We start from the raw sequence: 23,162 nt of genomic DNA, 5'->3' as shown, positions 1-23,162 counted from the left end.
TTTTATTCCAGCATTTTGTACGTTTTCAAGAAGGTCTTTTCTACGTATTTTCGCAGAGTTAAGCCTTCCTTTTTAGCAAGTTTTCTCATTGTCTGATTTACGCCTGTTGTGTACTGGATGGCTTTTTTTGGTTTATCTGTTATGAACTTTGGGATTCCAAGTTTTCTTGCTGCCTGTCTTAAAACTCTTTTTCGTAGTGCATCTTTTGATGAGGCAATTTTCAAGTCAGCAGGGAGGCTTAGGGCGAGTTGAATTACCTTCCAGTCAGCGAAGGGCAGCCTTAACTCCACTTTATGAAAAGCGCATACTTTGTTGTCTCTTTGAAAGTTTGATTCATTGGACGAAACCACATCTTGGTAGAGTCTTCTCTGTAAGCCAACTAAACCGTGTCTCGCATAGTCTTCGAGGTAGCGGTGGTATCCGCCGAAAAGTTCGTCTCCTCCTTGTCCTGCCATTAAAACGCGAAAGCCAAGTTTAGCTGATTGTTCAGCAACCCAAAAAATGGGTGTCGCAATGCTTGCGTTTACAGGTTTGGGTTCTTCGATTAACCACAGAATTTTTGGAAGAGTTTCTTTCACATCGTCAATAGAGTATGCTACGTAATGGAAAGGTAAGCCTAAAGTTCTTGCAGCACGCTCCGCAAAGGCAGTTTCTTTTTGTCCTTCTAGCGCTACGCAAACTAGGTGCACATTAACATGGCATAGCTTAGCCAGAAAGGCGATTATGCTACTGTCGATGCCTCCAGAAAAAGCCACTGCGACATCTTTAACATCTGAAACGCGTTCTTTCGTTGATTTAAGCAAGACTTGTTTGAGCTGTTGTGCAGCAGTTTTCATGTCCACTTTTTGCAAAGGTGGCTGGGTTATAGTTTTAACGGTTTTAAAACAGAATCCTTTCTTATTGATAACAGCCAGTTTTCCAGGCGGAAACGAGTTAGCCTCTATTACACCTATTTTCCACAGGGCCTTGCGTTCCGAAGCTACAACGCAAATGTCTTCGTTTTCACCGAAATAAAGTGGGCATGTTCCAACAGTATCTCGCCCCACTACAGCTTCATCATCTTTTGCTATCGCAAAGCAGTAGGCACCATTGAAATTTTGAAGGAGATACACTGCCTTGTTCTCAACATTAATGAGCTTATTAATCACGTATTCCGCTTCATTCTTTGCAGGAGCGGGAAACAAGCGTCCCTCAAAAACAAGAGTGAAATCTCGATTTTGGACAGGTTGAGCTTTATCTTTAGACAGGGTTTTGCCAAAATTGTGACCTATCAAAGCGTTCGAGTCTATGTGTTCTTTCTGTAGCTCCTCTACAGTGCTTTTTATTGAAGTTCTATGGGGCGAAGCAATTCCGAAGGCATCAGAACCTCGGTGGCTTAGCATCTCGAGCATCGTAATAGCTGCATCAGAGATGTTTGAGTCTTTTTTGTCTACAGCAGCAATTAAAGCACCCATTCGTCTTTCTCCACTGTAAAGTGTAGAGCAAATAGTAAAAAGCCTAATCTTTAAAGCAGTATTGTATTAACATGTTTAGGGGTAGGTGAATGCCGATTCTCCCTATTGACACTGGTCGCTATGGAACCAAAGAGATGAGACAGATTTTCGAAGAAGAAAATAAGCTTCAGCGAATGTTAGACGTTGAAGCTGCTCTCGCATGGGCACACGCCGAAGTTGGGAATATCCCGCAAAAAGACGCAGAAATAATTATGCAGAAAGCTTCGGTGCGATACGTTAAGCTTGAACGTGTCAAAGCTATCGAGCGTGAGATTAAACATGACGTGGCATCAATTGTCAGAGCTTTAGCCGAGCAAAGTGGCCCAAGCGGTGCCTATGTTCATCTAGGTGCAACAAGCTACGACATCGTTGATACCACAAAGGCGCTTATGCTAAAGGATGCTGTAAAACTTGTTGAGCAAAAATTAGACGCTCTAGAACAAATTTTGATGAAAAAAGCCAACAAGTACAAAGGAACAATTATAACTGGCAGAACACATGGTCAACATGCTCTGCCAATAACTTTAGGCTTCAAATTTGCGATTTGGATGCGAGAAAACGCTCGAAACATCCAACGATTAAAGCAATGTCGTGAACGTTTGCTGGTTGGGAAAATGACTGGTGCTGTAGGGACCCAAGCAGGGTTGGGACGACACGCCATTGAGATTCAAGAACTTGTAATGAAAAAACTAAGCATAAAACACGCTGACATTTCCACACAAATTGTACAGCGCGACCTCCACGCAGAACTCGTTTGTCTTCTAGCCATAATTGCTTCCTCTTTAGACAACATTGCCACCGAAATTCGGGAATTGCAACGACCGGAAATTGCGGAACTGTTCGAGGCTTTCGAATATAAGAAACAGGTGGGCAGCTCTACAATGTCGCATAAACATAACCCCGAGACTTGTGAAACAGTTTGTGGATTAGCGAAAGTTCTGAGAGGCTTGATTATACCTTCACTTGAGAACGTTGTAACATGGCATGAGAGAGATTTAACACAATCCTCAGCTGAACGCTTCGTAATTCCAGAGGCTTGCATTCTAGTTGATCACATGTTATTTCTGATGATCAACATCTTAACCGACTTGCGAGTTGACGAAGAACGGATGAGGCAGAACTTGACAATAACAGGGGGGCGGATGATGTCTGAGGCTGTCATGACCGCGCTTGTGCAAAAGGGAATGAACCGCCAAGAAGCCCATGAACTTCTCAGAAAACTAACAATAAAGAGCGAAGTAGAAAACCGCCATTTCAAAGAAGTTTTAGTTAAGAACAAAAAAATACGGAAATTCTTAACAAAAACAGAGATTAGCGATGCCCTTAACCCACAGAAATATTTAGGAACCGCTGTCGAACAGGTAGAACTGATGATAAAGAAAACACGGCAGGAAAGAAAGGCGAGAGCGTGAATATTGTCTACTTTCCAAACCTGCGTTTACGTTGTTGATAAGTTCTCACTGCCCGCAACAAATCAATTCGCCGAAAATCAGGCCAAAACGCATCCAAAAAGCACAGCTCGCTGTAGGCGCTCTGCCACAGCAAAAATCCGCTCAACCGTTCCTCTCCACTAGTCCGAATGATCAAATCGGGATCAGGCTTTGGCATATAAGCCGTATACAAAAACTTCTCAAACACTTTTTCATCGATCTTCTCTACAGGCAGTTCTCCCTGTTTTACCTTCTCAGCAATCTTCTTAGTGGCATCCACTATCTCAGCTCGCCCTCCATAAGCTAAAGCCACAGTCAAAAACTGCTTGTCATAGGTTTGCGTAGCCTCCTCTGCTTCCCGAATCAGTTCTTGCAGTTTCTTAGGTAAAAGTTCAATTCGTCCAATAATCTTCACTCGAACCTTATTCTTATGAATGCGCTCATCGGTTAAAATCTCCTGCAACTTCTCCTTAACAATGCGAAAAATCTCTTCAACCTCTTGTGGCTCTCGTGCAAAATTTTCAGTAGAAAACGAATATAAAGTCACGCACCGTACTCCCAGATCCAAACACCAATCAAGCAGCTGACTAACTCGTGCACTTCCATACTGATGACCGACCCACGACTCAAGCAATCGCTCAGAAGCCCAGCGCCTATTACCATCCAAAATAATAGCAATATGCTCCGGCATCTTGCCGCCTTTAACTTGGTACCACAGCCATCGCTCGTAAATCTTGTAAGCACCAATCGCCGAAAGCAAGCCTTTTAACATAATAGACGAAACCTCAAAGCTGTGCGTCCTCTAAGGCACGAGCACAAATGCAACCATGCGTCTTTGGTAAAGAAGAAATTGCCTCTTTTAAAACTTGCTCAATAATAAGCTTCTTTTTTTCTGCAATTCGAGTAAGTTCGCTGACGGTTTGACATTTCTGTAATCCAACAGCCATATTAGAAACATAACAAAGCGAAGCGTAACACATCTCTAACTCTCGCGCGAGAACAGCTTCAGGTAAGCCAGTCATTCCTACTACATCGCATCCAAAACTCCGAAGCATCTTAACTTCTGCGGGCGTTTCATATCGTGGGCCTTCGGTGCAGGCCAAAACTGCCCTATCCCAAACGTTTTCTCCAACATGTTTCACAGCCTCTATCAAAGCACTGCGAATCTCGGAGCAATACGGCTGAGACATATCGACATGTGTCACAGGGGCATCGTCATAAAAAGTCCCTTTCCTATGCTTAGTGAAATCCACAAAATCGTGAGGAACCACAAAGTCTCCTGGCTTTAAGCGTCTATTGATGCCGCCTACGGCATTAGTCGCAAAAACTCGCTTCACTCCAAGTATATGCAAAGCAAAGATGTTAGCGCGATAATTTATGCGATGAGGGGGGACTGTATGATTTAAACCGTGGCGGGGAAGAAAAGCCACAGTTTTTCTCTCGAATTTTCGAATGGAAACTGGTGAGGGAAATCCGTATGGAGTTCCAACTCGAACATGTTCAACTTCTTTCAGAAAACCCTCAAAGCCACTACCGCCAATAACTGCTACGCTAGCTTTGCTCAAATTCTTCAACTTTCTTCTTCCTCTTCTTGAAGAAGCTACCATACTTTATGTTTATTACAAGAGCCACGAGAGATGTGGCGATGGCTAACAATATGCCAATGAATATGGTGAAGACAAGTTCAGCCCATGCCACCGTAGGATCGATAAGAATGCATGAAACTTGACTAAATATTTGTGAAGACCAAGCAATCACAACGATGATGACTAAGGTGCGTAGAAGCCGAATATCCCGTTCAAAATACCAACGGATGGTTCTTCCAGATAATACGACGCAAATGCCAATGACTATTAGGTATATGCCTTGTTCAATAAATTCACCTGTAAGACTTGGCAGCAAACCCAGCCATTGCTCCAGATTTGCTGGTGGTGTGCCAACCAATTCTGCTGCTCCGTTTATTCCTAGAAATACTCCGACAGTGGCGGCGATGATTCCCGCAGCGAAAGCAAAACCTGCAATTTGAACGGGAAGTGGAGGTGGTTCATATTCTCTAATCCATCGAATGAAATGCATAGTTGCTTTGTCAATACCAAATCCCTTTACGAGAAGAATGGCTCCCAGAACTATCAGAAAAAATATCCATGTATAATATATCCAGAGTGCACCTGCACCCAAATACATTGCAACTAATATTATTAGAAGGAGCCCAGGGACTCCGAGGGCGATTCTTGAGTAGCGTGGGGTTTCGGTGAGCATCTTCAGATATTTACTGAACAATGCCGCAGTTTCTTCGATGGATTTACTGTGTTTGATGATTATTCTCCGAACGGATGTGACAGGTACTCTCGATTCAATCAGTGGTAAAACTGCCTCATCTGAGTAGCCATCGGTTACAAGTATTACGCTGTTAGCTGGAAAAGTCTCTAAAACTTCATTCAATTCTCTGACCAGCTTCCTGTCGGCTTCAACACCAAGTAACTGCGAGCCGGAGATTGTAGCAATTTGGAAATTCTCGTGAGGTTGCCCTTGTTTCTTAAGTTGGTCGTAGACTCTCACAGCTTCAAACATGGCGTTAGCGTCTGGTTCTTCAGGGTCTTTCAAGGCTAAAGACACTGCTGCATCGAGGTTTCTCTCTCTGCTTAATATAGGAGTTTTTTCTCCAGTCTTAGCGTCTATGTCGCCATCTCGGTCAACGCATAAAATCAGTAGCCTTTCTTCTTTTTCTTTTGACGCCATTGAAAGCTTCCACTTTTCTTTCAGACTGTTGCAACTTTAACTTTATGTTCTATTAATAAGAAACTTCGTGTGTAGTATAAGTATTTAACTTGAAAATTAAGTCGTTTCTTCTCCCGCTAAGAGCCTGAATTCTTCTAACGTAAGTTTTTCGCCTTGTTTTAGTTTCTTTAACGCTTTTGCCTTTAACTTCTTTCGTGTTTCTTCTTGCTGCAGCATTTTTCTTTTTTCTTCTGTTTCTGCCAAATCTTTTTTTAGTGCTTTAATTTTCTTTTCAACTTCAGCATATTTTGCGTGAATCTTCTGGGATTTTTGCTTATTTTGAAGGAAAATTTGATGATGGTTGTCTGCTTCGGTTTGTAACGTTTTTGCCTTATTTATGGTTTCCATCATTTTATTGTGGTGTTCTTGGCTTAGTTGGGCTAGTTCTGAAAGTTGTGTGTGGAAAAGTCTCGCTTCTTCGTCCATTATCTTTATTTCGTTTTGTAACTCCGTGATTTTTTCTTTTGCATCGTTTATTTGTTGGTAAATGTTAAGTTTGATTTCGAGTTGATTTGCTTTTTCGATGAGGGGTTTTTCTTCTTGAAGTGTTAAGGAGGTTGTTTGAATCTCCCATTCAATTTCTTCTTTTTCTCTTCTTATAGCGTTTGCAGCTCGCTTTGGTTTCTTTGCGGTTAGAAGGCGTAACCTTTCCTTTAATTGCTTGGTTTCTTCGATTTCCTCTTTTATAAGAGCTATCGTTTGATCTCTTTGAGACTTTAAATCTTTTACTTTTGCATTCATTGCATCTCGTCGTTCTCTAATATTTGTAGCTTCCAATCGCAAATCCTTAATTTGTTTGTGAATTGTATCTCTTTTTTCAGCCCATTGTTTCGCCTCTTTATTGAAAGAGTCCCGTTTCTCTCTAAGAGATTTGAGTTCTTGGCTTAGTTTTCTGATTTTTTGCGTTATTTCGTTAGACAATTTTTCTGCCCCGTCTAACCTTCGAAAAGAGGCATTGCTGATAGAATTTGAAGCTTTGAGAGAATTTCGCTTTTCGACGAGTTTAAAACAACTTTATTCAAGTATGATTCTTGCATCAACCGTTTTAGCTCCTTTTTCGTAGACCATCACAGGGTTTAAGTCTAACTCCTTTATCTCTTGGTAATCCATTACAAGTTTTGACGTGTTAACTATTACATCTGCTATGGCGTTGGTATCGAGAGGCGGCTGGTTCCGATATCCCCTTAAAACTGGATAAGCCTTTATCTCAGTAATCATCAACTCGGCTTCTTGCTTTGACACAGGGGCGACGCGAAAGACCACGTCTTTTAGAATTTCTACAAAAATTCCGCCTAGACCGAACATTACTGATGGCCCAAACTGATCGTCTTTGATAGCACCCACTATGACTTCAGTTGACTGCGGAGCCATTTCTTGCACAAGGACCCCCGATATTTCTACGTTTGGCTGATGTTTCTTCGCGTTAGTGAGAATCGTTCTGTAAGCTTGCTCTACTTCATTAGCAGTTTTCAAGTTCAGCATAACACCACCTACATCTGATTTGTGGATAATGCCGAGTGAAACAATTTTAAGCACAACTGGAAAGCCGATTTCTTCAGCAAATTTGACGACTTCTCCCTCTTTTTTAGCCACTTTAAACCTTGTGACTGAAATGTTATATTCTTGGCATATAGCCTTGGCTTCGGGTTCCAACAGGTTTTTCCTGTTTTCTATACGTACATTAGCAAGGATTTCTGAGACTCTCTTCATAATCCAACTTTCCTTTGCTCCTTTAGAAGCAAGAGGTTTCGGATATTTTAGCCTTAATTGTTGCCTAGATTGTAAACTTTTGGGTTGCCGAGAGTAAGAAACAGGATTGCTATAGCCTTCAATAACAATGCCTTAGGTGCCTTTTTGTGGGAACCTCTAAATAGCAACTTTGCCTATTTTTAAATTGTTCCATCACCCTAGACATGGAGGTGACAATAATTTCCACAAACCTTGAGATACAAATCAAAGAACTTAAGCCGTGGCTTAAAAGAGAAACACCCAGCATTCTGCAGCCCCTTAACGAAGAACATAAGAAATTGGTTGATAAAATCAAGGAGAGACTAGACGATGCCCGTGAGATTTGTGAAAAATTGGCAGAAGAAGGAAAAAAAGGAATAGAAAGTGGGAAGGCAGTTCGCAAAGCTAAAGTGACGGAAAAACTTTCCAAGTATTTTCTAAAACAGATCGACAAAATTGTTTTTCCAGAAGAAATGTCTTTCAATAAATTAGACAAGCTGCATAAAGATTTAGAGAAAATGTTTTCTTCCATTGCGAGAGAAAGGAATGCTTGGTTTCCCCGAATCTCACCTCTGTTTATTATAGCGCGAAAGAGAGTTGACTTCGCATTCAGCAGACTGGCAGGTTCAATCTCCGAGTTAAGCGTTTTTCTGTCAGGCGATTATTCAAAAGCACGAGTCGTAGAAGAGCTGTTTTTAGAGACTGATGAAACGATGAGGTTACTGAATGAACTAAGTAAAGTTGAAGGGCGTAAGGCGGGAATTAAAGAGAAGATGCAATCTTTTCAGAAGAAGATAGAAGAAAACGAACAAACCATCGAATCTATTAAGGACAGTGTAGAACTTGGCGATCTCGCTGAGATGAACCGAAGGGTTCAGCAGCTAAGGAAACAGGTGAACTATGATTTTAGGCATTTTAGAAAACCTTTTCTGAAGTTTGCGAATTTGACAAGAGGTCCCGGGTACACTCTTAAATCTGAAGAGGCAGAAAAGCTTAGCCAGTACTTGGACGATCCGTTTATCGCTTTCGCTACTGAGGAGCCTGGTTACCCGACACTTAAAAGCATACTGAAAAAGATAAAACGTGCGATGGATGAGGGAAAACTTAAACTGAAAAGTAGCCGTTTGAGAAAAGGGCGAGAGGAAATCAACGCAATTCTAAACGAGAATACGTTGGATGATCTACACCAAAATTGTGCACATGCTTTCTCTTTAAATCAGCAACTACTGTCTTCAGAAGAAACGCAAGTGGCACAGAGAAAGATTAAACAATTGCGAGAGAGGCTTAAGGAATTGCGAAAACGGAAAAAAACGGCTACTGTTAAGCTTGACGCTTCGAAAAAGGAGCATGATCAACTACTGGAGAAGGCCAAAAAACAAAAGAAAATGCTAGAGAGATCAATATATAACATCTTAGAAAGAAATGTTAACATAAGTTTTAGGTGAAAATTCACCATAAGCCTAGAATCCAAGTATTAGCACGTTTAATGAAACTTTCCCTCGTCTAAAAGGAAGAGTTTGTTAGCCCGAGCAAATAACTGAAAAAAATAAGAGATCAATTCTCTTTCACTCAAGAAATTATCTTATCCTTGTTCTAAGTTGGTTTTTAATAGATTCTGCTTGGGAAATGACAAATATACCATTCCAAAATATGTGAAGCCCTACGAAGCACAGAATCAACAGTAGGCACAGCCAGCTTGAGCGCGCATAATAGATATGTTTGCAATCCATGATTGGCAAAAAACATCTTGTTTCATTTGACTATATAAGCGAGGCGCTTTTGAAAGTGTGAATCTCCAGTACGATATTGGAAGCTATCAATGTCTCAAGCGAATTGGTGGATAGAATTCGCTCAGAATTGAGTCTAATATTGGATAGTTTCGCCGTAATGGCCTGTAACTGCAACAACATCATAGATGTTGATTACTCCATCTTGCACCACATCGGCTTTCGGGTTCCAGCCAGCCTCTCCTTCCCGACAACCGTAGATCCCAGTAACAGCGACGACATCGTAAATGTCTACAAGTCCATCTCCGTTGACATCAGGATTTCTCTTCACTTCAACTATACTATTAACATAAGTGTTATCAGATGTGTCTACTTCGCCTGCGACGGCGTCAGCTGTTGCGCTTAAGGCATATTTTCCGCTGAGTATACCCGTTGTGTTCCAGCTGAAGATTAAAGTCGTTTGACCGTCAGGAGCTAGATTGGTGACGGTTAGTGTTTGAATGGCATTAGTGGGCAGCGGGTTGGATTGTTCGAAATCTTGATCTGAGATGGTATCGCCATTAACTCTGATGTTGTCGATGTACCAACCCTCTCCAAGGGTTGCCGCGTCAGTCATGTAGCGGAATCCTAACAATACTGTTTCTCCGGCGTAGTCTGTTAGGTTGAACGTCATTGTCATCCATTCCGGCCAGTTTGGACTTGTTCCAGTGAGCCCTGGAAGGTTTGTGATTATGTCTTGGTCGGCACTAGACTCGTGGTCGTATGTTGTATATGCATTTTCTAAGGAGACCCATGTTATGCCTTCGTCCCTAGATACTTGAACGAAGCCAAAATCCCAAAGGAATTCGATGTCATATTTCGTGTCAAAAGCTAACACAGAATTACCGCTAGGTATGTTGACTGAAGTTAGCAAAAGGAAGTTTGCAGAGGCGTCAACATCGGAATACCACACGAGACGCCCATCTGTCTCAACTAAGTGCCAACCGCGGATTTCTGAGTAGTATAGGGTGACGTTAAAGGTTTCAGGCACTGTTCCTTGGTTGAGGGCGGTGACCGTGGTGTTGAGAATTCGACCCTTGTAAACGTCGGAAGCAGCAGGAGTAACATTGATCACAGCTACATCATGCATCCCCCCTGGAAGGAGATTCTTAGTTGCCTGTGTTAGACCAGAGGCTCCATCATCGTCCACTACCGTTAAGGTAACAATGAAGGTTCCGTTAGTGGAATAGACGTGGTTCACAATGACACCAGAGGTAGTAAATTCATCTCCGAAGTCCCAGAAGTAGCTGACGATTGATCCGTCAGGGTCATAACTACTTGAAGCGTCAAAACTAATTGACTCACCAGCATATACAGTCTCCGCTGACTCAGTAAACGATGCAATAGGCGGTCTATTCAAAACACTCTTAACAGTTGTTGTGAAACCACTTGCTCCCCTGTCGTCCAAGACCATCAAAGTCACTGTATAATTTCCATTGTCCACATATGAATGACTTGTGATGATGTCTGTAGCACCAGTCCCATCTCCGAAGTCCCAGAAGTAGCTGACGATTGATCCGTCAGGGTCATAACTACTTGAAGCGTCAAAGACGATAGGTTCGCTCGCATAAACTGTCTCCGCCGACTCTGTAAAAGATGCGATCGGTAGGTCGTTTTCCAAGATTGTTTTGACAGCTTGTGCGGAATTTAATGCTCCACTATCGTCTGTTACAGTCAACGTGACCGTGAAAGTTCCGTTAACAGAATAGGCGTGTTCGGCAACTATTCCAGTAGCGTTGGCACCATCTCCGAAATCCCAGAAATAACTAACAACATAGCCATCAGAGTCATAACTACTTGAAGCGTCAAACTCAATGGGTATGCCAACAAAAGTGGTTTCTGCAGATTCAACGAAACTAGCTATTGGAGACCGGTTCCTAACTAAAAAGGTCGCCGTTGCAGTGTCCTTTGCCGCGTCATTATCCGTTACAGTTAAAGCCACAACGTAGCGTCCATTATCTGAATAGGCATGATTTACGATCAAACCAGATGCAGTGTCACCATCTCCGAAATCCCAGAAGTAAATGACGATGAAGCCGTCAGGATCGTAGCTATCTGAGGCATTAAATGTGATGGTTTCACCAGTATAAACAGTTTCAGTCGACATTGAGAAAATCGCCACTGGAGATCTGTTTAAAACTGTTTTAGTAGCACTTGCCGAGTTTGTTGCTCCATCATCGTCAGTCATGGTTAAGGTGACCGTATAGGATCCGTCTTCAGCATATGCGTGTTCAACTATAACTCCAACAGCGTTCATTCCATCTCCGAAGTCCCAGAAGTAACTGACAATGAAGCCATCGGGGTCATAACTAGCCGAAGCATTAAAAGTAATAACTTCATCAGTATAAACAGCTTCAGTAGACTCTGTAAACGTCACGACAGGAATCTTGTTTAGAACCGTTTTAGTTGCATTGGCAGTATTTGTTGCCCCTATGTCATCCGTAACAATGAGCATTACGGTGTAGTTTCCATGATCTAAATAGATATGTTCAACAATCATATCCGTTGCATTACTGCCATCTCCGAAGTCCCAGAAGTAACTTACAATTGTGCCATCTAGGTCATAGCTGTCACTGGCGTTAAAGATGATGGTTTCGCCTTGATAGAAGGTTTCTGCGGATTCTGTGAATAATGCAACAGGGGGCTCGTTCCAAAGAATAGTCTTGGTTGCGGTAGATACACCAAAATTACCCTCATTATCTGTTACGTTTAACATTACTGTAAAGTTTCCGCTTGTAGAATAGGCGTGTTCGGCAACTATTCCAGTTGCGTTTGTGCCGTCTCCGAAATCCCAGAAATAACTGGCAATGTAGCCATCCGGGTCGTAACTGTTACTAGCGTTGAATGTGATAGGCTGACTAGTGTAAGTGGTTTCTGCAGATTCAGAGAAGGCTGCAACAGGGGGGCTATTCAAAGCTGTCTTAGTGGCAGTCGTCGAGTTATAAGCGTCGTCATCGTCGGTAACAGTTAGGATCACTATATACGTTCCGTTATCTTTGTAGGAATGGCTTATAGTAAGGCCGGTGGCGTTTGTGCCATCACCAAAATCCCAGAAGTACTCTACAATGTAGCCATCTGGATCATAACTATCCGTAGCGTTGAAATCTATAACCTCGCTGGTATACACTATTTCTGCCGATTCTGTGAATGATGCGACTGGTGACTTGTTCAGCACCGCTTTGGTTGCAGTGGCAGTGTTTGTTGCTCCTTTATTATCTGTGACAGTTAGTGTTAGCGTGTAGTTTCCATCCTCGGTATAAGCGTGTTCAGCAACAACACCCGTTGCATTGCTGCCGTCTCCGAAATCCCAGAAGTAACTAGCTATGTTGCCATCGGAGTCATAGCTATCTGAGGCATTGAAATAGATGATCTCATCAGTATACACGGTTTCTGCAGATTCGGTGAATAAAGCTACAGGTTGTTCATTCCAAAGAATGGTCTTGGTGGCTGAAGTTGCGTCCGAAGCGTCATCATCATCTGAGACTGTTAGAGTAACCGTGTAGGTTCCGTTTATGAAATAGGTATGTTCTACGACAATACTTGTAGCATTTGTGCCGTCGCCGAAGTCCCAGAAGTAACTTATAATGGTGCCATCTAGGTCATAGCTGTCACTGGCGTTAAAGATGATAGGCTGGCCAATGTAAACGGTCTCGGAAGACTCGGTAAACGATGCCACTGGAGGCTTGTTCAACACTGTCTTGGTCGACGTTGCGTTGTCAGCTGCACCGTCGTCATCAGTAACCGTTAATGTCACTGTGTAGTTTCCATCTTCAGTGTGTGCATGGCCAACTATCATACCTGTGGCGTTTGTTCCATCTCCGAAGTTCCAGAAGTAACTAACAATAGTCCCATCTGGGTCATAGCTGTCAGAAGCATTAAAAGTAATAATCTCCTCTGTGTGGACTGATTCAGCAGATTCGGTGAATAGTGCGACAGGAGCACGATTCAAAACAGTCTTGATAGCAGAGGCAGAGTTGGTAGCGTCATCATCATCAGTGACTATCAAAGTAACTGTGAAGTTGCCATTATCAATGTATGAATGGCTAACCACAACACCAGTTGCGTTTGTGCCGTCTCCGAAATCCCAGAAATACTCGATAACAGTACCGTCGACATCATAACTGTCCGAAGCGTTAAAGGTAATGGATTCACCAGTGTAGATGGTTTCGACGGACTCAGTGAATGATGCGATAGGAGCACGATTTAGCACAACTTTGGTAGAGGCAGTGGAGCCTGTTGCACCGTCATTGTCGGTAACCGTTAATGTAACAGTATAGTTTCCATTTTCACTGTATATGTGTCCGATGGTTATTCCAGTAGCATTGGTTCCATCGCCAAGATTCCAGAAATAGCTAATGATGTAGCCGTCAGGATCGTAGCTGCCAGAAGCATTGAAGTAAATTATTTCATTGGTGTAGACGGTTTCGACGGACTCGGTGAATATTGCGATAGGAGCGCGATTCAAAACTCTCGTGGTTCCGCTAGCCATACCCATAGCTCCGTCGTCGTCGGTAACCGTTAAAGTCACAGTATAATTCCCATCATTAGTATAAGCATGACCTACCACTATGCCAGTAGCGTTAGAACCATCACCAAAATTCCAGAAATACTCAATAATAATACCATCACGGTCGTAGCTGTCACTGGCATTGAAATAGATCGGCGTGCCTGTATACACCAGCGTTGCAGATTGGGTGAACTTGGCTATGGGAGCTCGGTTTAGCACAGTCTTTACTGCAGAGGCTGTGGCTGTTGCTCCGTCGTCGTCGGTGATGGTTAAAGTTACTGTGTAGTTTCCGTTGTCGGCATAAGAGTGGCTGGTAGTAACCCCCGTAGCGTTTGTTCCATCTCCAAAGCCCCAGAAGTAACTAACAATAGTGCCGTCGGGATCATTGCTATCACTGGCATCAAAACTGATAGTTTCACCCGTATACACGATTTCCGCAGACTCGGTGAATGACGCCACTGGAGGAGTGTTTCCCACATGCTTAGTGGCCATCACGATATTGTTTGCTCCGTCGTCGTCTGTAACAGTCATGGTTACGATGTAAGTGCCACTCTCACCATAGGCATACTCAACTGTTACCCCTGTAGCGTTGGCACTATCTCCAAAATCCCAGAAATAGCTAATGATGTAGCCGTCAGGATCGTAGCTGCCAGAAGCATTGAAGTATATGATCTCACCTGTTTGGACTGTTTCAGCAGATTCGGTGAATAAAGCCACTGGCGGTCTATTCAAGACAGTCTTAGTTGAAGTAGCTGTGGCTGTTGCTCCGTCGTCGTCGGTGATGGTTAAAGTTACTGTGTAGTTTCCGTTGTCGGCATAAGAGTGGCTGGTAGTAACCCCCGTAGCGTTTGTTACATCTCCGAAGTTCCAGAAGTAACTAACAATAGTCCCATCTGGGTCATAGCTGTCAGAAGCATTAAAAGTAATAATCTCCTCTGTTTGGACTGTTTCAGCAGACTCGGTGAATAATGCGACAGGAGGCGTTACTTCCACTGTCTTAATTCCTGTTGCGGTAGCTATTGCACCATCAACATCCGTAACCGTAAGTGTAACTATGTAAACGCCGCTACTTGAATACGCATGTTGGGTGGTAACGCCTGTGGCGTTTGTTCCATCTCCGAAGTTCCAGAAGTAGGATGCTATAGTGCCGTCGGGGTCATAGCTGTTGGAAGCGTTAAAGCGGATGACTTCATCGATAAGCACTGTTTCTGCAGATTCGGTGAAGGATGCCACTGGGGGCCTATTCAAGACGGTTTTAGTCTCCGTTGTGGTGTCTGTTGCTCCGTCGTTGTCAGTGATGGTTAAAGTTACTGTGTAGATTCCATCATCGGCATATGCGTGTTCCACTATAATGCCACTAGTGTTGGTTCCGTCGCCAAAGTCCCAGAAGTAGCTAACGATGTAGCCATCAGGATCGTAGCTTAAAGAAGCGTTGAACGTTATGGTTTCACTAGTGTAGACTGTTTCGGCAGACTCAGTAAAGGATGCAATGGGGATTCTGTTAAAGACCTGTATGGTTGCAGTAGCTACTCCTATTGCTCCATCGTCATCGGTGACGGTTAAAGTGACAATGTAAATTCCGTCATCTGCATATGTGTGTTCAACAACAACTCCAGTTGCATTTTCACCATCACCAAAATTCCAGAAATATTCAGCAATAACACCATCAGAATCATAACTGCCTGAGCCGTCAAAATGAATAATTTGACTTGTATATACAGCTGTTGCAGACGGTGTGAAAATTGCGACAGGGGAGCGATTCAAGACAGTCTTAATAGCTGTAGCAATGGCAGTTGTTCCATCATTGTCAGTGACTGTTAGAATTATGGTGTAGTTACCATCATCTGCATAAGAATGACCTATAGTTAAGCCTGTAGTATTTGTTCCGTCGCCAAAATTCCAGAAATAGAGTACGATAGTGCCGTCAGGATCATAACTATCAAAAGCGTCAAAAGTGATAATTTCGCCCGTAAGCACGGTTTCTGCAGATTCGGTGAAGGATGCCACTGGGGGCTTGTTCAAAACAGTTTTAATAGCTGATGTTGAAGATATTGCTCCATCGTTGTCGGTTACCGAGAGAGTAACTGTATAGACGCCATCTTCCTCATAAGCATGCTCAACCACTGTTCCTGTAGCGTTGGTGCCATCTCCAAAGTCCCAGAAATAGATGACTATGAGGCCATCGAGGTCATAGCTATTTGAAGCATTAAACGCAATGACTTCGCTTGTATAGACCGTTTCTGCGGATTCGGTGAATAAAGCCACTGGAGGCATGTTTAGCACAGTCTTGGTTGAGATAGTTGTGTCGGTTACTCCGTCATCATCGGTCACCGTCACGGCGACTGTATAAGTACCGTTATCTACATACGAGTGGTCCACAATCACGCCAGCTGCGTTGGTTCCGTCGCCAAAGTCCCAGAAGTAGCTGACGATTGATCCGTCAGGGTCGTAGCTACCGCTTGCATTTAACGTAATAACCTCACCAGTGTACACAGTTTCTGCGGATTCCGCGAAACTTGCCACAGGCGCTCTGTTCAAAACCGTTTTAGTTGATGTTGCAGTATCTGTTGTTCCATCATCATCTGTTACGGTTAGAACTACTGTGTAGATTCCATCATTGGCATATGCGTGTTCCACTATAATGCCACTAGTGTTGGTTTCGTCGCCAAAGTCCCAGAAGTAGCTAACGATGTAGCCATCAGGATCATAGCTATCAGAGGCGTTGAAAGCAATTATCTCGCCAGTATAAACCGTCTCAGCAGATTCGTCGAAGGATGGTACAGGCGGTCGGTTTAAGACCGTTTTTGTGGACGATGTTGAGATTGACGCTCCGTCGTCGTCTGTAACAGTCAATGTAACTGTGTACGTTCCATCGTCCACGTAAGAACGCATCGTTATCATACCAGTTGCGTTTGTTTCGTCTCCGAAATCCCAGAAATAATCAACGATGTAGCCGTCAGAATCATAACTGCCTGATGCATTAAATGTATAGTTTCGCCTGTAAGCACAATTTCCGCTGACTCTGTGAACAAAGCCACTGGGGGCCTATTTAAGACAGCCTTAGTGGCATTTGCTAACGCTGTTGCTCCATCGCTGTCAGTAACTGTTAAAGTAACTGAATAAACACCTTCATCAGTGTAAGCATGGCTTACGGCCATCCCTGTGGCATTAGCGCCGTCGCCTAAATCCCAGAAATAATCAACGATGTAGCCGTCAGGATCGTAGCTATCAGAGGCGTTGAAAGTAATTATCTCGTGGGTATAAACTGTTTCTGCTGACTCGGTGAAGGATGCCACTGGCGGTCTATTCAAGACAGTCTTAGTGGATGATGTTGATGAAGATGCTCCGTCATCATCTGTTACAGTAAGAACGACAGTATAAACGCTATCTTCCACATAAGCATGCTCAACCACTGTTCCTGTAGCGTTTGTGTCATCACCAAAATCCCAGAAGTACCCAACAATAGTGCCATCAGAATCATAACTATCAGAAGCATTAAAGTAGATTATTTCATTGGTGTATGCAGTTTCAGAGGATTCAGTAAATGAAGCTACTGGTAGTCGGTTTAAGACAGCTTTAATAGCCGATGTTGAATCTGTAGTGCCATCATCATCAGTAACTATTAGAGTTACTGTGTAGTTTCCATTATTTGCGTAAGCATGTTGTACTACCACTCCTGTAGCGTTTGTTCCGTCACCGAAGTCCCAAAAACAACTAACAATAGTGCCGTCGGGATCATAGCTGCTTGATGTATTGAATGTGATTACTTCGTAGGTGTATACTGTTTCTGCCGATTCAGTGAAGGATGCTACAGGTGATCTATTCAGAATATGTTTGGTTGCTGTAGCGGTTCCTGTTGCTCCATCATCATCTGTGACGATCAGCGTTACCGTGTAATCCCCATCATCAGCATAAGCATATTCAACAACAACACCCGTGACATTGTTGCCATTCCCAAAATCCCAGAAGTAGCTAACGATAATACCATCTTGGTCGTAGCTGTTTGAAGCATTAAAAAGAACGACTTCACCAGTATAGGCGGTTTCTGCTGACTCAGTGAAAGATGCCACTGGCGGTCTATTCAAGACAGTCTTAGTAGCAGTTGCAGATGCAAAGGCGCCATCATCATCTGTTACGATTAGAGTGACCGTGTAATTCCCATGATCCACATAGGCATGCTCCACAACGACTCCTGTAGCATTTGTACCGTCCCCGAAATCCCAAAAGTAGCTAACGATGTAGCCGTCAGCATCATAGCTCACGGAAGCATTAAATGTTATGATTTCACCGTTGTATACTGTTTCTGCGGATTCAATGAAAGAAGCCACTGGAGAACGGTTTAATATAGTCTTGGTGCTGAAGGCAGAGTCCGTTGCTCCATCATCGTCTGTAACAGTCAGGGTCACTGTATAAATAATATCCTCGGCGTATGCATGGTCAACAACAACTCCTGTAGCGTTTGTTCCGTCGCCAAAATCCCAGAAGTGACTAGCTATAGATCCATCCGGATCATAGCTTTCACTGGCGTTAAACGTGATGAATTCTCCCGTATACAAAGTTTCTGCAGACTCTGTGAAAGATGCGACTGGGGGCCTATTCAAGACAGTCTTGGTTGCTGTGGCGGTGCTGGTTGCACTATCATCATCTGTTATCGTCAACGTAACCATGTAGCTACCATTATCAGTATAGGAGTGTTCGACAATTATGCCTGTCCCATTTGTTCCATCTCCGAAGTCCCAGAAGTATTCAAGTATGGTTCCGTCTGGATCATAGCTTTCAGTTGCATTAAACGTGATAGCTTCGCTAGTGTATACAGTTTCTGCAGACTCTGTGAACAATGCTATTGCAGCTCTATTTAAAATGGTCTTAGTGGCGTTGGTTGATGAAGCTGCACCTCTGTTGTCAGTAACTGTCAAAGTTACTGTATAGATACCGTCATCAACGTAGGCATGGTTTACAGTTATGCCCGTTGCATTAACAGTATCTCCGAAGTCCCAAAAGTAACTAACAATATAACCATCAGAATCGTAACTATCAGAGGCGTTAAAATAAATTATTTCGGCTGTATATACTGTTTCTGCGGATTCAGTGTATATTGCAGCAGGGGGTTCATTCCGCAGAATTGTTTTTGTAGAGGCTATCGAGTCTGATGCTCCGTCATCGTCATTTACAGTTAAGGTTACAATGTAGGTTCCATTTGTAGAATAGATGTGGTCTGCAATGATTCCGGTAGTGTTGGTTCCATCGCCGAAATCCCAAAAGTAAGTGACAATGTAGCCATCTGGGTCATAGCTGTCAGATGCGTTGAATGTTATAATCTCTCCAATATAGGCGGTTTCTGTGGATTCGGTGAAGATGGCAACGGGAAGTCTATTCAAAATAGTTTTGGTTGCGCTGGTAGTGTCAGTGGCGCCATCATTGTCTGTTACGGTCAGAGTTACCGTATAGCTCCCATCGTTAGCATAAGTATGCTCAACAGTTACACCAGTGGCATTTGCGCCGTCACCGAAGTCCCAGAAATAACTAATTATAGATCCATCAGGGTCATAACTGTCTGAGGCGTTAAAGTAGATTATTTCACCTTTATAGACCGTTGCTGCTGATTCGGTAAAGGTTGCAATAGGAGGTCTATTCAAAACTGTTTTAGTAGCGCTACTCGAATCTGTGCCACCATCATCATCGGTGACTTTTAAAGTTACTGTGTAGATTCCATCGTCAGCGTATACATGATTTATGACGTTGCTAGTTCCGTTTTTTCCATCGCCAAAATCCCAGAAATAACTAACTAGAGTACCATCAGAATCATAACTGTTGGAAGCATTAAACGTGATGATCTCGCCAGCATAAACCGTCTCAGCAGATTCGGTGAATAAAGCCACTGGTGGTCTATTCAAGACAGTCTTAGTTGAAGTGGTGCTATCTGTTGCTCCGTCGTCATCAGTAGCAGTCAGGGTTACTGTGTAGTTTCCATCGTTTTCATATGCGTGCTCTACTATCTCGCCTGTGGCGTTGGTTCCGTCTCCGAAACTCCAGAAGTAACTAACAATAGTTCCATCTGGGTCATAGCTTGAAGAAGCGTTGAACGTTATGGTTTCACCAGTGTAAACCGTTTCAGCAGTCTCTGAAAAAGATGTAACAGGAAGTCTATTCAAGGCGGTCTTAATTGATGTGGTTGTGTCTGTTGTTCCGTCGTCGTCGGTAACTGTCAAGGTTACAACATAGGTTCCATCGTCAGCGTATGCATGTTCCACGATTACGCCGGTGGCATTGTTTCCATCGCCAAAATCCCAGAAATAACTAACGATCGAGCCATCTGGATCATAACTATCACTCGCATTGAACATGATAAACTCGCCAGTATCAACAGTTTCAACAGACTCGGTGAACGAGGCAATAGGAGGGCGATTCAAAACAGTCTTAACTGCGGCAACAGTTCCAGTAGCACCATCATCGTCGGTTATGGTTAGCGTCACGGTGTAGTTTCCATTATCAACAAAGGCATGTCCAACTACAACACCTGTGATATTAGTTCCATCGCCAAAATCCCAGAAATAACTAACGATGGCTCCGTCCGAATCGTAACTATTGCTAGCGTTAAAGGCGATAGTCTCGCTTGTATAGACAATCTCTGCGGATTCTGTGAATGAAGCTACAGGAGGGGTGTTCAAAACAGTTTTGGTGGCGCTAGTTGATGCTGTTGCTTCATCGTCATCTGTTATGAGTAGGCTTACTGTGTAGTTTCCATCCTCGGCGTATGCATGGTCAACAACAACTCCTGTAGCGTTTGTGCCGTCTCCGAAATCCCAGAAATATGAAACTACAGTGCCGTCAGGATCATAGCTGTCTGATGCGTTGAAGATGATTATCTCGTTGGTGTATGCAGTTTCAGTGGATTCTATGAAGAAAGCAATAGGAGGTCTATTCCAAACAGTCTTGGTTGAAGCGGCACTGTTAGTTGCTCCGTCATCATCAGTAACGGTTAATGTAACAATGTAGGTTCCGTTTTCGATATAAGCGTGTTCTACAATAGCTTCTGTTGCGTTGCTGCCGTCGCCGAAGTCCCAGAAGTAGCTAACGATGTAGCCGTCAGGATCGTAGCTTAAAGAAGCGTTGAAGGTAATCGCATCACTTGTATAAGCAGTTTCGGCTGACTCGGTGAAGCCTGCAAGAGGCGACCTGTTTAAAATCGTCTTCGTGGCGTTTGTGGAATCAGTTGCCCCTCGGTTGTCCGTGACTGTTAGTGTGACTGTGTAGTTTCCATCGTCTGTGTATACATGGTTAACCGTAACACCGGTACCGTTAGTTCCGTCCCCGAAGTCCCAGAAATAGCTAACTATTATGCCATCTGGGTCGTAGCTACTGGACGCGTTGAATATTATAGTTTCATCCGTATAAACCGTCTCAGCAGATTCTGAGAACGAAGCTACTGGTTGCTCATTCTTAAGGATTGTCTTTGTTGAATTTGCTGAATTTATTGCGCCATCATCATCTGTAACGGTTAGCGTCACGGTGTAAGTTCCATTAGTAGCATAAACATGGTTAACGACAACGCCGGTGGCGTTTGTGCCATCACCAAAGTCCCAATAGTAGCTAGCAATAGTGCCATCTAAATCGTAACTATCAGATGCGTTGAGTGTGATCGGCTCACCAATATATGCATTTTCAGCTGACTCTGTGAAGATTGCTATTGGAGACCGATTGAGCACTGTGACGTTTGCAGCTGTTGTGTTGGATAATTCGTTGTTATCAGTTACAGTTAGTATCACTGTGTATGTTCCGTCGTCAGCGTAGGTGTGGGTTGTGACCATGTCTGTACCGTTTGTTCCATCTCCAAAGCTCCAAAGATAATTCACAATAGTGCCGTCGGGGTCATAGCTGCCCGAAGCATTGAAAGTTATTGTTTCGCCTGTGTAAGGGTTATCGGGGGCATAGAAGAAACTAGCTATTGGTGGGACTCCCCATGTGTGTAGTAACGTACAGTCTATTTCCCAACTATCCTGAGAAGTGTCCCCTGTTTCTGTTCCTCCCATAAACCTGATGCTGAACGTAGAGCTAACTAGATAATCGGTAACCGAAACGTTGTTCCACCCACTTGACAGATCGATGAAAAGATTGTGCCATGTAGATCCGTTCCAAACGTCTACCTGAATGTCTTCTGACCCCAACGTTCCTCCGAATATGCAAAGTTCCTCGTTTGGCAGTGTGTAATTAGCGTTTGTCCACTGCACTTCTAAATCAAACTCATAGTTTACTTGTGCTGTTGGTTTAATTGCTATTGTAACTGCACCCCATTGCTCGTTGGAGGTTAGGCTGAAGCTAGCGATGCCAGTTTCTCCTGCTGTGGCTTGTTTTGTATAAGCTACTCCCGCACTTGTTTCACCCCATCCTTCTTCTGACCCTCTAATAAAAACACCAGTATGACCAGATGGATAGCCAGAGTCTTCTATTACGTCGTCGTCGTCTGCGCCGAAAATGCGGAGAATGAGACAGTTATCCACGGTTGTGGTTACTGAGGAGCATGTAGGAGCGTTGTTGTTATTTGAGTCTGGACTCCCATACACGTTTATCGGATTGGTTGGGTCATGACCAGAGATTCTTAAAATAGAGAGAATGCATGACTCAGATGACCCAATTGTAAATGTATAACTGTCTGGTTCGGTTGCTGCTATTTTATACCATACACTGAAGGTGCTACTACCAGTGTTGAAATCTTCAAAAATTGTTGTCCAACCTAAGGGGGCAGTATGGTCTTCGCCTGAACCATCGGTGCTCATGACAGCAATAAGTAAATCGCCTTCAACGACACCTGACGGTTTATCTACAGTATGGGAAGTTGCTCCAACAGTGCTTTCATAAATTGAATATGATTCAAGAACTATTGAAACTCCCCCACCACCTGTGTTTTCTTCTGTAACTGTGTCATAAATCGAGTCTGGACCGTATTGTTGAGCTGTAAAGTTGGAGTGTGTACCTAGGTCTGCGACTCCGTCTACGTTACTTGTGTTGTTATCGACATAATCATATTCTTGTGCATCTGGAGATGCCAAGGCAGGGAACAACAATGGTATCCATAATAAGAAAAATAGCACAGTTAGAAAGAGCATAATGCGCGTTCTCTTATGCAAGGTGCTTCTCCTCCTTTCTTTTTACAAGATACGGGTTTTGACGGAGACAGTGCTGGCGTGCTTCGAACAGCTGATACGGACGGAAAATTTGCTTCTCGAAAATCCTCACTACTCTTTTCATTCAGACGAATCTCCTTTCTCCTTTCAGCACTAAAACTCTTCTTATACAAAGTAAAAAGAGTTTTGGATTTATCTTCTATATGCCTATGAATGTCAACATTTACCAGAATGTCCATGTCAACCTACTGTTTCTAGAGTTGGAAAACGGTTTAAGGTGTACTTCAATGCAAAGAATATTAAGATTTAGGAAATGTCATGTCTTCCGACACTCGCTT

At 43.3% G+C, this 23,162-nt stretch carries 10 protein-coding genes; 2 read left to right on the top strand and 8 right to left on the bottom strand.

The window, feature by feature from the left end:
• Positions 1 to 2 precede the first annotated feature (2 nt).
• Positions 3 to 1,454, bottom strand: coding sequence for an asparagine synthetase B (locus OEX01_01155; protein ID MDH5447600.1), 1,452 nt, complete (start codon positions 1,452 to 1,454; stop codon positions 3 to 5).
• Positions 1,455 to 1,543: 89 nt separating this feature from the next.
• Between OEX01_01155 and purB the strand changes: the two genes are divergently transcribed.
• On the top strand, positions 1,544 to 2,905 hold the full coding sequence (gene purB, locus OEX01_01150) for an adenylosuccinate lyase (protein MDH5447599.1): 1,362 nt from the start codon (positions 1,544 to 1,546) through the stop codon (positions 2,903 to 2,905).
• 7 nt (positions 2,906 to 2,912) lie between these two features.
• Here the strand turns inward: purB and uppS are convergent, their stop codons facing one another.
• The 5 genes from uppS to OEX01_01125 all read right to left on the bottom strand — a co-directional run bounded on the left by uppS (position 2,913) and on the right by OEX01_01125 (position 7,411).
• A complete protein-coding gene (gene uppS, locus OEX01_01145) occupies positions 2,913 to 3,695 on the bottom strand; it encodes a polyprenyl diphosphate synthase (protein ID MDH5447598.1) in 783 nt (260 codons plus the stop codon).
• A 13-nt stretch (positions 3,696 to 3,708) separates the two neighbouring features.
• Positions 3,709 to 4,488: an S-methyl-5'-thioadenosine phosphorylase gene (gene mtnP, locus OEX01_01140; protein ID MDH5447597.1), complete on the bottom strand. Its 780-nt coding sequence runs from the start codon at positions 4,486 to 4,488 to the stop codon at positions 3,709 to 3,711.
• A complete protein-coding gene (locus OEX01_01135; protein MDH5447596.1) occupies positions 4,475 to 5,662 on the bottom strand; it encodes a DUF373 family protein in 1,188 nt (395 codons plus the stop codon). Before OEX01_01135 ends, mtnP begins: the two co-directional genes overlap by 14 nt.
• A 96-nt stretch (positions 5,663 to 5,758) precedes the next feature.
• Positions 5,759 to 6,622 carry a hypothetical protein gene (locus OEX01_01130; protein MDH5447595.1) on the bottom strand — a complete coding sequence of 288 codons (864 nt, stop codon included), beginning with the start codon at positions 6,620 to 6,622 and terminating at the stop codon, positions 5,759 to 5,761.
• Positions 6,623 to 6,715: 93 nt separating this feature from the next.
• Positions 6,716 to 7,411, bottom strand: coding sequence for an acetate--CoA ligase family protein (locus OEX01_01125; protein MDH5447594.1), 696 nt, complete (start codon positions 7,409 to 7,411; stop codon positions 6,716 to 6,718).
• A 203-nt stretch (positions 7,412 to 7,614) separates the two neighbouring features.
• Here OEX01_01125 and OEX01_01120 point away from each other — a divergent pair, with 203 nt between their 5' ends.
• Positions 7,615 to 8,874, top strand: a complete 1,260-nt coding sequence (locus OEX01_01120) for a hypothetical protein (GenBank protein MDH5447593.1) — start codon at positions 7,615 to 7,617, stop codon at positions 8,872 to 8,874.
• A gap of 418 nt (positions 8,875 to 9,292) precedes the next feature.
• Here the strand turns inward: OEX01_01120 and OEX01_01115 are convergent, their stop codons facing one another.
• The gene (locus OEX01_01115) at positions 9,293 to 16,651 is read right to left on the bottom strand and encodes a PKD domain-containing protein (GenBank protein ID MDH5447592.1); all 7,359 of its coding nucleotides are present in this window, start codon (positions 16,649 to 16,651) and stop codon (positions 9,293 to 9,295) included.
• Complete coding sequence (locus OEX01_01110; GenBank protein MDH5447591.1) at positions 16,600 to 22,827, bottom strand: PKD domain-containing protein; 6,228 nt, start codon at positions 22,825 to 22,827, stop codon at positions 16,600 to 16,602. Before OEX01_01110 ends, OEX01_01115 begins: the two co-directional genes overlap by 52 nt.
• Positions 22,828 to 23,162 lie beyond the last annotated feature (335 nt).

It is taken from the genome of Candidatus Bathyarchaeota archaeon (assembly GCA_029882535.1).
Classification (GTDB): domain Archaea; phylum Thermoproteota; class Bathyarchaeia; order Bathyarchaeales; family SOJC01; genus JAOUKM01.
Note: the sequence above shows the minus strand (reverse complement) of the source record. Positions and strands in the feature narration are given on the sequence as shown.

Coding starts and splice junctions, on each gene's coding strand:
- uppS (MDH5447598.1), bottom strand. CDS start 3,695: ATGTTAAAAGGCTTGCTTTCGGCGATTGGTGCTTACAAGATTTACGAG.
- OEX01_01120 (MDH5447593.1), top strand. CDS start 7,615: ATGGAGGTGACAATAATTTCCACAAACCTTGAGATACAAATCAAAGAA.
- purB (MDH5447599.1), top strand. CDS start 1,544: ATGCCGATTCTCCCTATTGACACTGGTCGCTATGGAACCAAAGAGATG.
- OEX01_01125 (MDH5447594.1), bottom strand. CDS start 7,411: ATGAAGAGAGTCTCAGAAATCCTTGCTAATGTACGTATAGAAAACAGG.
- OEX01_01135 (MDH5447596.1), bottom strand. CDS start 5,662: ATGGCGTCAAAAGAAAAAGAAGAAAGGCTACTGATTTTATGCGTTGAC.
- OEX01_01155 (MDH5447600.1), bottom strand. CDS start 1,454: ATGGGTGCTTTAATTGCTGCTGTAGACAAAAAAGACTCAAACATCTCT.